We start from the raw sequence: 12,050 nt of genomic DNA on the forward strand, positions 1-12,050 counted from the left end.
TCAAGCCACCTCCTTAGTGGATGCTAGTGGTCAGTTGGGCCTGGATCGCGTTGCGCGCAGCAATCATGTTCTTTAAGGCTGCTAGGGTTTCTGATTCTTGCCGGGTTTTGAGACCACAGTCAGGATTGATCCAGAATTGCCGGGCGTCGATAACGCGTAATGCGCGTTGGATGTTGGCTTCAATTTCCGCAACGCTCGGTACGCGTGGACTGTGAATGTCATAGACCCCCAGACCGATTTCTTGATCGTACCCGGTTTGTTCAAAAGCACTGATAATCTCCCCATGGCTACGGGACGTTTCAATCGAAATGACATCTGCGTCAAGGGCTTTGATGGTATTGATGATATCGGCAAAGTTAGAGTAGCACATATGGGTATGAATCTGAGTGTCGTTTTGCACGCCGGTCGTGGTGATCTTAAATGAGTACACTGCTTCATCCAAATAGGCTTGCCAATGGCGCTGCTTGAGTGGCAAACCTTCCCTAAGTGCTGGTTCATCAACTTGAATAATCTTAATACCAGCTTTTTCCAAGTTTTGAACTTCTTGCCGGAGGGCCAAAGCAATCTGATTTTGAACCTGCGCCCTAGGGATATCGTCGCGAACAAAACTCCAGTTGATAATGGTCAGTGGTGCTGTCAACATGCCTTTAACCGGCTGGTCGGTTAGACTTTGCGCGTAAACGGACTCAGCAACGGTGATTGGTTCCGTGTAAGCGACATCCCCAAAGATAACGGGTGGCCGGACGCCTCGTGAACCGTATGATTGGACCCAACCATTTTGGGTCGCATAGAAGCCAGTCAGTTTTTGACCAAAGTATTCGACCATGTCAGTGCGTTCAAATTCACCGTGAACCAGGACGTCGAGGCCGAGGTCTTCTTGCAGCTTGATCCATCGTTTGGTTTCAGCATGCAGGAATGCCTGGTAATCGGCATCGGTTAAATTACCCTTGCGCCATGCTGCTCGCTTTGCTCGGACTTGCGCACTTTGCGGAAAGCTCCCAATCGTTGTTGTTGGCAGGAGGGGTAGGTGTAACCGGTCGTGCTGTAACTTAATCCGGGTCGCAAATGGCGCCTGGCGTTCGAATTTTTGATTACTCAGTTGCGCTTCAGCGGCGCGAACCGACTGGTTGTTGCGGTGACTGGACTGGTTGAGGGCGGTCAAGTTGGCCTGATTATGGTCAAACACTGCTTGAACAGCGGCAACCCCCTGATTGGCTGCCACGGTTAAGGTATGCAATTCTGCCAATTTCTGGTCCGCAAAGGCCAGGCCGCCCAGTAAGACGGGGTCAGCCTTGGTTTCATTTTTGGTGGTAATGGGAACGTGTAATAATGAGTTGGCGGGTTGGAGCCATAACTGATCATCGGTCACGATTTGCCGTAACTGTTGAACTAATGCAAGTTTTGCTTGTAGATCACTAGCCCAGACGTTATGTCCATCAATAATGCCAGCTGCGAGAATTTTGTCGGTTGGGAAGCCGTGGTCGACCAAGTGCGCCAGGTTTTCACCATGGTCGTGTACTAGGTCCAGTCCAAGTCCTTGGATTGGCCAGGTCACGATTTGGTCGTACTGATCAAGACTGTCAAAATAAGTTTGGAGTTCGATTTTTAAGGATGGGACAGCCGCATGCAAATGTTCAAGTGCAGTTTGATAAGGTGCGAGTTCCGCAACCGTCGTTGTTTTGACTAGGGTCGGCTCATCCAATTGAATCCATTTTGCGCCAGCTGTCGCTAATTCTTCAAACACTTGTTGGTAAAGCGGTAATAACTGCGGTAATAGTTCGTTGACGGCGGCGTCATCCAAGTACTGTCCGTGACGTTTACCCAGTTTAAGGAAAGAGATGGGACCCAGAATGACTGGTTTACCATCAATGCCAAGTTCTTGCTTAGCTTCTTGGTAGTAGCGTAGCCAGCGATTATCTAATAACTTAAAGGACACGTCATCGAATTCAGGAACAATGTAGTGATAGTTGATATTGAACCACTTTGTCATTTCGGCCGCCACGGCGGTATCAGTTCCACGGGCAATTGCATAGTAGTCGGGCAAGTCCAACTGGTGATCGAAGTGACCAAAGCGACTTGGAATCGCGTTGAATGCGACTAGTGTATCTAAAACGTGATCGTAATCCGAATTGTCTGCGACCGGAATATAGTCCACTCCCAAGTCGCGTTGCTTTTTCAAGTTAGCTAGGCGTAATTTTTTAGCAGTGGCGTGAAAGGTCACGTTGTCTAATTGTCCTTTCCAAAAGTGTTCCAATAAGTGCTTCCATTCACGATGTTCACCTAAACGTGGATACCCCAAGTTACTATTAATAATTGTCATTAAAACCCACTCCTTATATTTAGCAAATTATTTTAAACGAAAAAACGACAACCTCATCCTGATTAAAGGACGAAGTTGTCGTTCGCGGTACCACCTTAATTTGTCAACACCTCACGATATTGACCTCAATCCGTACGTTTCATACGGAAGCTTATTAACAGTAGCTAACTGTCATCACCTGGCAAAAGCTCAGTGGTGCCGTTTGGAGGCCATTTTTCATCAATCGTCTTCCGGTTTGGTTTGCACTATTCCAAACTCACTGCACGGGTAGCGATGATTACTTTCCTCTTCAGGACGTTTACATGTTTTATGATTGATTAGAAAATACCACCAATTTCTAATTTAGTCAAATTATTTTTTAATCTTTTGAACATATTCAAGGCGTAATGTGACGCACACGCTATTTGGAGCCAGGCAAGTAGGAAACGTAGTGTGAACAGCCACTAGTCTTTGCCAGCAACCGTTGTCGGATTTCGACCACTTGAGCTGGTGAATAGGGTTGAAACGCAGCTCCCACATGGTTGGGTTGACATTTTAGGTCTTCATAACAGGGGCGTTGCGCTAAGCATTCAATTAAGGATTAAGTTGGTTAAGGGTGCTGACGATATTGAGTGAAATCAGGTGCTTTGGTAATCAATGCACTGGTATAAAGGGATTTTAATAGTCCTAAAATTTGAATATTTCATCAAAACTGTGGGGAGATGTCCTAATCTACACCCAGCAGATTACCGGGTGCGTACTTGCTAAAAGCACTAAATTTCATGAAATCATCATATTTTTTTCGAGTTAAGGGTACTTATTTTCACAATTAACTTGCTAGTATATTTGGTGAGCCCACTAGCGAAGCACCAAAGATCGAATAAATAATAATGATTAGGATGATGAAGAATGAGTCAAAGCTTATGGCAACGATTGTTTAATCACCGTCAACAAACGAAGCAGGCCGTATTAATTCTTGGGAGTGGCCGTTCCGGAACATCGGTAATGACTAAGTGTGTTAATTTGATGGGCATTTCTCTCGGGACTGATAACCTGCTGGCACCTAGTAAGCGGATCAATCCGAAAGGCTATTTTGAAAATAAAGATGTCATCAATATTCACAAGTCACTTGGAAGTCGCATCCGGTACCGGCCAGCCTTCAAGGGTTACTATGATAGCCCGAAGATTAAAAAGGACCGGGCGGCGTTAACCACGTATCTACGAAACTTTTTTGAGAATGAACAATATCTGGCGATTAAAGACCCACGGATGAATGATTATATTGAATTGTGGCAACGTGTTTTGGCTGACGTTGAGGTTCAGCCGGCTGAAATCGTCTTGCTACGTAATCCGATGGACGTGGTCAATTCGAATGAGCGCGCCTGGCACCGCGATACCACGCTCGCAATGCGTCAGTGGCAAGTCCGGACGTTGCTTTCATTACGTGATACCGACCGTGAGCACCGCATTTTAGTCACGTACGAAGATTTGTTTGGTCAGACGTTGACGACGTTGAAACGAATCGCGACCCAATTTAACTTACCGTGGACGAGCGACGAGGCGGCCCTCCAAGCGCAAATCGATGACTTCATCGATCCAGCACTCCAAAAGAGTGATAGCGGTGAAAATTTAGCTGATTTTGAAGCTCGAACGGACGTGGAACCCGATGTTAAGGCACTTTACTTACTAGGCCGTCAAGCTGCGGCTGACCCGGATTACTTTGCCTCGGCTGAATTTCAACAGCGCATCGACGAGATGACTGACGAGTATTTAGCCAAGTATGGCGCTTTATATCGGGACTTTAACGTCAAGATCAATAGCAAAACGTTCTTTGTATTCGGCGAAGATCAGGCCCAAGTTGATCAGGTCAACACGACTTTACGAAATGGTCAAGTCAAGATGGTCGGCACAGAAGCTGACAGTCATGAGGTTGCTGAAGATTTGAGCGAACGGTTGAATAATAATACGATTGCCATTCAGACGTACCCCTTGGACTATTTAGTGGTCGAGCAAAAGGAAGCCCTGAATAATTATCTCCGTAAAAACGCGAAACGCGAGACGTTATGGGGGATTGGGGATGCTAAAAACAATGAAATCGTTGAAATGTTAACGACGGTCAGTGCCGAGTTAGGTGCGGATACGCACAACGTGGTGATTGCAGATGACTTAACAGCCATCATTGATGAACGTGAGCGCCGATTAGCGATTCAACATTTAGTACGGACGTTGCACGCGGTTGAACAGCCACCATACTTGGTCCTGATGGCTGACGAACTGGGAACCCCTGCGTCGCAAAGTGCGGTGACGGCTTTTATTGCTGCTGAACCGACTAAGGCAGCACCATTACGAGACGAACAGCCGGACGAAACGTTCAAGCTGCGGACCCCGCTAGACATGGATGAGGTGGCGGCAACTTTAACAGCGTTGTGTCGACGTGCGAGTCAGGATGAGCAACAACAAGCCGCATTGAACCATTTTGTAAGTCTTAATTATGATGAAATTTTAAACGTGAAAGGTGATCAATATGCAAACAGTGTACGGAATTAAAGCTCATGGTGGTAAGTTAGTTAATTTAAAAGATTTTAGTGAAGCAACGCGTCAGGCTGCTGAGCAGCTGCCAAGTTTAACCATCAATAATTGGAATATCTCAGACTTGGAATTAATTGGGATTGGTGGTTTTAGCCCCCTGACTGGCTTCATGGTCAGTGATGATTACCATTCAGTGGTCAACACGATGCACTTGAAGAGTGGCGTTATCTGGAGTGTACCAATTACGCTGGGTGTGTCCCAAGCGGATGCTGATAAGATTGAATTGAATACTAAGATTGCTTTGAGGGGCGCTGACGGCGTCATTTATGGCACGATGCAAGTTGAAGATAAGTTTGTTCCGGACAAGCAATTGGAAGCCCAAAACGTCTACAAGACCACCGACGAAGCCCATCCAGGTGTTAAACGCTTGTATGCCAATGGTGACGTCTACTTGGGTGGCGCAATTAAATTGTTGCATAAGCCAGATCATGGTGCTTTTAGTGATTATTATATGGAACCATTAGAAACTCGGAAGATGTTCCATGACCTCGGCTGGAAGCGGATCGTTGGGTTCCAGACACGGAATCCAATTCATCGGGCGCATGAATATATTCAAAAATTAGCTTTGGAAAACGTCGATGGGTTATTCTTAAATCCATTGGTTGGTGAGACCAAGGCGGATGATATTCCAGCAGACGTTCGGATGGAAAGCTATAAGACGATTCTGAAGTATTACTATCCAGAAGACCGTGTTCGGTTGGTCATTTATCCAGCCGCGATGCGGTATGCTGGCCCTAAGGAAGCCATCTTACACGCAATCGTTCGTAAAAACTATGGTTGTACTGATTTTATCGTCGGTCGTGACCATGCTGGTGTGGGTGACTATTACGGGACCTATGAAGCCCAAGAATTAATCACTTCGGTCGAAGATGAGATGGGCATGCACTTCTTCAAATTCGATAATTCCTTCTACTGCAAAAAGTGTGGTTCAATGGCAACGCAGAAGACTTGTCCACACGGTGCCGAAGATCACATTTCATTAAGCGGGACGAAGGTGCGTAAGATGCTGGCTGATGGTGTTGTACCACCAAAGGAAGTTTCACGTCCCGAAGTTGCCCGGGTTCTCATTGATGGGTTGAAGCGTAAACGTGAACAGCAACAGGAGGTCTAAGCATGGTAAAATCAGATAATATTACTTGGCATCAATCGCAAGTTAGCAAGGCCGAACGGCAAGCGCTGAACCATCATAAGAGTGTGGTTTTATGGTTTACTGGCCTGTCCGGCTCCGGTAAGTCGACGATTGCGAATGCCGTTGAAAAAGCATTATTTGACCAACAAGTTGGTAGTTACGTTTTAGACGGCGACAATATGCGTTTTGGCTTGAATAAGAATTTAGGCTTCTCAGCTGAAGACCGTGAAGAAAATATTCGCCGAATCGGCGAAGTTGCCAAACTATTTGTCGATGCTGGCGTGATTACGTTGACGGCTTTCATTTCACCATATCGGGCCGACCGTGATAAAGTGCGGGCGAACCTTGAGGTCGATGAGTTTATTGAAGTGTTCGTCGACACGCCGCTTGAAGTTTGTGAACAACGAGATGTGAAACAATTGTACGCGAAGGCGCGTCGTGGTGAAATCACGGGCTTTACAGGCATCGATGCACCATACGAAGCACCTATCGATCCTGAGATTACGATTGACACGTCCAAACAACCACTGACCGCTTCCGTCCAACAAGTATTGAATTACTTGGCGGAACACCATTATGTCAGTTTGGTTACTGCAAATGAAAACTAATGCAATCATTACTGACATCACAAAATCGATTGTGAAAATGGACCGAATCTTGGTCTATCGTCATACGAATCCGGATCCCGATGCAATCGGGGCACAATTTGGACTAGTCGCCTTGCTCAAAGCGGCTTACCCGGAGAAACTTGTTGTGGCGATGGCCCCAGTTCCGGGCCATTTGGCGTGGATCGATACAACCGATGAGCAGTTAGTGCCCCCCCAAGCAACGGACTTAGTCATTGCCGTAGATTGTGCTAACCATGAGCGCCTAGCTGGGGAGTTGCCAACAGGTGCCTTTGTGATTAAAATCGACCATCACCCGAATCACGATCCCTATGGGCAACTGAACTGGGTCGATGAAACTTATAGCAGTTGCTCGGAGATGATTTATGAGTTGGCGCAAGCGGGGTGTTTTACAGTGACGGCGGCCGTTGCAACCAAGCTATATGCCGGAATTATCGGCGATACGGTGCGCTTTTCAACTCCCGAGACGTCCACTCGAACTCTGAAGATTGCTAGTGCACTCGCGGCAACGGACATTGATATTGCCACTATTAGTCACCACGAAATGGACTTAACGCCAGCACTCAGCAAGTTGTATGGGTACGTCCTGAGTGAACAAACTATTGAGCCAAGTGGTCTGGCACACGTTGTCTTACCACAACGGATATTTAGTGACTTGAGTCTGGAATATGGCGATGAGGATGCGCTTGTCCCGTTGCCCGGTAACCTGACGACGGTCAAAGTTTGGTTGTTCTTCATTGAAACCCCACAGGGGCAATACCGCGTACATTTTCGGTCGAAAGCAATCAATGTCAATGCGGTCGCAAAAGCGTTCAATGGCGGCGGTCATCCGTTAGCAAGTGGGGCATTTGTTCCTGACCTAGCGACAGTTGGACAAGTCATTGAGCAAATGCAGGCGCAAATATTAGCTGCGACGGCCGTAGATTGAGTATAATAAATTTAATATAAACTGCACTGATTCGGTTTGACATGGCAATTGTTAGTCATTCTGTGTCGGTCACGTGGGTTGCCACGGGAAGGTTAGACCGCCAGTATCAGCGGTATGAGCCTAATATTCTGGCTGACAAAACGGGCATATCGTTGGAGTAGCAGTCGTGAGGAATTGATTGGCGTCAGAAAAAATAGTGAGATAGGGTCGGTGAAAGGTAAATGAAAAAGCGAAATTGGTTGATTGCACTAATTGTCGTTGTGATTGTCGCGATTGGCGGTGGTTTTGGGTATTACAAATATCATCAGTCAACTGCAACGACAACGACCACTAGTAAGGTACGTTCGGCGAGTGCAACGAAGAAGGACATCAACACGCGGCTAGTCAAGACTGAGATTAAGGCCCAGTCGAGTGAGACGGCGACGCTGAAGAAGGCGGTCGCCAATAAGAATTATACCGTTAATAACATGTACACGAAGGTTAACCCATACGGGGTGTCTCCGTTATCCGCCAAGGTGATTTTCCAGACGAGCAAGGCGGCCAAGGTCAGTTATACGGTGGTCGGCAAGAGTAGTAAGACTTCAATTTCTAATACGGTCAATAAGTACACAACGAGTCATGATTTGACCGTGCTGGGGTTATACGCCAACACGAATAACCAGGTCAAGATTAAGGTGACTTATAAGGATGGCACGTCGACGACCAAGACGATCCGACTGAAAACGGCGAAGTTACCATCGGCGTTGACCGATTTTAAGATCAACGTTAAGAAGGCTAACAAACAAAAAATGGTCTTAGGGACTGGTAATTCGAAGCTGACATTTATGGTTCGGACGACGATCTCTGGGAGCAAGCAGTCTAAAAACTTATCGTTCGGGATGGATGCGGATGGTAATATTCGGTGGTATACAACGCGGCCAACTTCCCACATTTTCAAACAACTTAACAATGGGCATTTATTGATTTGGACCAAATCGAATGCTAAGAATTCATATTTTGATGAGTTAGTTGAAATGGATTATACGGGTAAAGTTTATAAGACTTATAAATTTAATCATAAGGCCTGGGGTAAGGCTAAGGGTTCTAAGAAGCAGAACCATAATCAGGTCCACCATGACGTAACGGAATTGCCAAACGGTGATCTGATTGCGACCGTTTCCGATGGCGGCCGGACCTATGTCGAAGACACGATGATCGTTATATCGCATAAGACGGGTAAGATCACCAAGGTCATCAACATGAAGAATATCCTACCTGCGAAGTTCTATACGAAGTACAACGCGACGAAGTCCAGTAAATATATGGGTAAGAAGGACTGGTTCCATCAGAACTCCGTCTATTATGATAAGAAGGATAAGAGCTTGATTATTTCAAGTCGCAACCAGAACTTAGTGATGAAGATCGATTACAAGACTGAAAAGATCAAGTGGATCTTGTCTGGTAAGAAGACTTCAGCTTGGCCGAAATCGTACCGCAAGTACTTGCTGAAGGCTAGTGGTAAGATTGCTTGGCCGGGTGGGCAACATGCCGCCATCGTTGATCCAAGCACCTTGGGCAAGAAGAACTCGCTCAACGTGATGATCTTCAACAATAACGTGGCAGTTGGTACGACCAAGAAATCGTTGGCGGACTCTTCTGGTAAATATTCAGAAGGTGTCGAATATCATATTAATGAAAAGACGAAGACGATTTCTCAAGTTGGCAGTTACGGTAAGTCATTAGGTAAGAAGAACTTTGCCAATATTATTGGTTCTAATCGTTACTTGAGTGCTTCGAATCGGCTAATTGATTTTGGTTGGTTGAATAATGGTAAATCAGCTAATATTATTGAATACGATTTGAAGAGCAAGCAACAGGTGTTTAACGTTGAATTAACGGGTCTTCCAAGCGGTGGTTATGTCTACCGGGCCGAACGCTTCTCGTTGTATCCGACGAAGCACACGTATGGTATTAATGAATAAGAATTGAATGTAAAACGGGCGCCCCTGACTAGATGGCTCATCTGGTCGGGGGCGCCTATTTGCGTGTTGCGCTAACCAAGATACTGATGGCGCGATGGTCGTTAGTAGCCCGGTATGAAAATATGGCTCAATGGCGGACTAGTCATAATATCGGTTGATCAATAACTGCGGATAATGATTGCCGGTTGACTAGCTAGGCGTCACTTTTGAATGCTTGATAATCAATATTTCGTCATCCACACGACTTCAAGCGCGTCCGTTCTTAAACCAGTTGTCGGCCCGAAAAGGTCGTTTTCAAAGTTGTGACTGAACGTTAATGAAAAAGTCACAATTTGGTCGCAAAATCATCCGCAAAGCTAGAATAATTTCATACCATGTCGCATTTATGTTCACATTCCAAGTCTACAATGGTTCTTATGTTGAACGGCGCGACGGATATAGGTTGATTATGAGCAGTGGCGCAAGACTCAGCAAGATGAAAATTAGTTGAAGCGGAGCGATGACGATGACCTTAAATATTGCAATTGTTTTAATCACGTTATTAGTATCATTTATATTAATGGCCATGGAAGTTACGACCCCGAACGCCGTAATCTTGTGTGCCTTAGCGTTCTTGATGTTTGTCGGTATCTTGTCGCCAACGGACGCACTGTCAGGTTTTGCTAACGACGGGTTAGCGACAATTGCCCTGATGTATATTATTGCCTATGCCATTGCCAAAAGTAATATTATTACCCGCTTATTTGACCGGATTCTCGGCGATGGTCACAGCGAAAAGCGTTCCTTATTACGGTTGTTAGCGAGCGTGAGTGTGATTTCACCGTTTATGAATAATACCCCGATTGTGTCCACTTTGACACCGATGGTCCAGCGTTGGACGAAGCAGAAAGGGATGGCAATCTCAAAGTTCTTGATCCCACTATCCTACGCCACGATTCTGAGTGGGTTGTTGACCGTTCTAGGGACTTCGACCAATCTAGTGGCACAAGGATTATTGTCTAAGTACAAATTAGCACAATTTGGTACCTTTGACTTGGCCGTCATCGGGATTCCCATCACGATTATTGGGTTGATTTACTTACTGACGATCGGGTACCGCATGTTACCGACCTATTATGGGAGTAGTGTTGACGATGTTGTTGCTGAACCGAATGATTACTTGATTGAAATGACGATCGGCGATGATTTTGAACACCTCAATCAAACGGTGGTCGCCGCCAAACTTCGTAATTTACCGCGCTCTTTCTTAGTGGCGATTAATCGGAGTGGTCAGTCGATCGTGCCGGTGACGGATGAGACGATTCTACAGTTAGGTGACCGTCTTTACTTCACTGGAAATTTTGATTGTATTAATGATCTTATGAATATTAAAGGTCTAATACCAAGCACTCAGAAAATCAATATGACTGATATCACCAATGAACGGGTTCGGCTCGTCGAAGTCTCCATTCCGGACACGTCCAGTTTGGTGAACCAAACGGTCAAATCAGCGCGTTTTCGCAATGTCTTTGGGAGTGTCGTCGTCGCAATTCGACGCAACGATGTCAACCTCGAAGGGCATCTCGGAAGTATTCGCTTAAAAGGCGGGGACAACTTGGTCATGATTACCACTGGTGAACCAGACGAGCTGGCAAGTCTCAAAGACTTACACGTCTTTAATTCACAACCAGTGAAGTCCCGGAAACATACTTATAAGGATGTTTTACCGATTGTTTTATTGGTTGCAACGATCATCGTGTCGACTATGGGCGTGATTGATTTGTTCGTTGGTCTGGCGGCCTCGTGCGTGGTACTTTTCTTGACGAAATGCGTTTCAATCAGCGATATTGTGAAGGCTGTCGATATGAACGTGTTGTTTTTAGTGGCTAGTAGTTATGGACTTGGGCTTGCGATGTCGAACGTGGGTGCTGATAAGTTTATCGCGAAGTCATTGGTAGCAATTACCGGGAATGCGTCACCAATCATCTATATGTTCCTGATTTATTTCGTGACCAATTTCTTAACGGCCATCTTGTCCAATGCGGCGGCGTTATCACTGATGTTTCCAGTGGTCGTTTCCGCAGCGAAGTTGGAAAACCTACCCGTGATGATGCTTGTTATGTTGATTACGATTGCTGCGACGGCGGACTTTTCAACGCCAATCGGGTACCAAACAAACTTGATTGTTTACGGCCCTGGACATTATAAGTTCACGGACTACTTTAAAGTCGGAATTCCGTTAAATTTGATTTGTATGGTCGTTTGTGTGTTTGTGTCCTATTACTATTATATGGTGCTGTGATGTGACTTAATCGAATCTAAAAGACTTGTGAGCGGCTGCTGACAAGTTTTTTTGTGTTGGTTAGTAAATCGGTGACAGCTTAGCACAGTGAAATAACCTTAAAAAATAAATCAAGACGGCCAATTCACTAATTAAAATAAAATATTTAATATTTACGAACAAAGGACTAGTATTATAAATCTAAAGTTGATATACTAGCAAAGTTTGCTTGTCTGGCAAAGCACCAAGAAAACGATT

The 12,050-nt window shown here is 45.5% G+C and carries 7 protein-coding genes and 1 other annotated feature; of the genes, 6 read left to right on the forward strand and 1 reads right to left on the reverse strand.

Annotation, left to right across the window (positions count from 1 at the left end):
* Positions 1–13: 13 nt before the first annotated feature.
* The gene (gene metE, locus E5260_RS06020; protein WP_003643139.1) at positions 14–2,320 is read right to left on the reverse strand and encodes a 5-methyltetrahydropteroyltriglutamate--homocysteine S-methyltransferase; all 2,307 of its coding nucleotides are present in this window, start codon (positions 2,318–2,320) and stop codon (positions 14–16) included.
* Between the two features lie 62 nt (positions 2,321–2,382).
* Positions 2,383–2,622: a binding site (T-box leader), on the reverse strand.
* 586 nt (positions 2,623–3,208) lie between these two features.
* Here metE and E5260_RS06025 point away from each other — a divergent pair.
* The 6 genes from E5260_RS06025 (at position 3,209) to E5260_RS06050 (ending at position 11,813) form a co-directional block, all read left to right on the forward strand.
* Positions 3,209–4,846 carry a sulfotransferase family protein gene (locus tag E5260_RS06025; RefSeq protein ID WP_003643138.1) on the forward strand — a complete coding sequence of 546 codons (1,638 nt, stop codon included), beginning with the start codon at positions 3,209–3,211 and terminating at the stop codon, positions 4,844–4,846.
* Positions 4,824–5,999: a sulfate adenylyltransferase gene (sat, locus tag E5260_RS06030; RefSeq protein WP_003643137.1), complete on the forward strand. Its 1,176-nt coding sequence runs from the start codon at positions 4,824–4,826 to the stop codon at positions 5,997–5,999. Before E5260_RS06025 ends, sat begins: the two co-directional genes overlap by 23 nt.
* A 2-nt stretch (positions 6,000–6,001) precedes the next feature.
* A complete protein-coding gene (cysC, locus tag E5260_RS06035; protein WP_003643136.1) occupies positions 6,002–6,625 on the forward strand; it encodes an adenylyl-sulfate kinase in 624 nt (207 codons plus the stop codon).
* Positions 6,615–7,571 carry a DHH family phosphoesterase gene (locus tag E5260_RS06040; protein ID WP_024971593.1) on the forward strand — a complete coding sequence of 319 codons (957 nt, stop codon included), beginning with the start codon at positions 6,615–6,617 and terminating at the stop codon, positions 7,569–7,571. Before cysC ends, E5260_RS06040 begins: the two co-directional genes overlap by 11 nt.
* A 221-nt stretch (positions 7,572–7,792) precedes the next feature.
* Positions 7,793–9,532 carry an aryl-sulfate sulfotransferase gene (locus tag E5260_RS06045; RefSeq protein WP_003643134.1) on the forward strand — a complete coding sequence of 580 codons (1,740 nt, stop codon included), beginning with the start codon at positions 7,793–7,795 and terminating at the stop codon, positions 9,530–9,532.
* Between the two features lie 505 nt (positions 9,533–10,037).
* Complete coding sequence (locus E5260_RS06050) at positions 10,038–11,813, forward strand: SLC13 family permease (RefSeq protein WP_003644260.1); 1,776 nt, start codon at positions 10,038–10,040, stop codon at positions 11,811–11,813.
* Positions 11,814–12,050 lie beyond the last annotated feature (237 nt).

The organism is Lactiplantibacillus plantarum (assembly GCF_014131735.1).
GTDB classification, from domain to species: Bacteria; Bacillota; Bacilli; order Lactobacillales; family Lactobacillaceae; genus Lactiplantibacillus; species Lactiplantibacillus plantarum.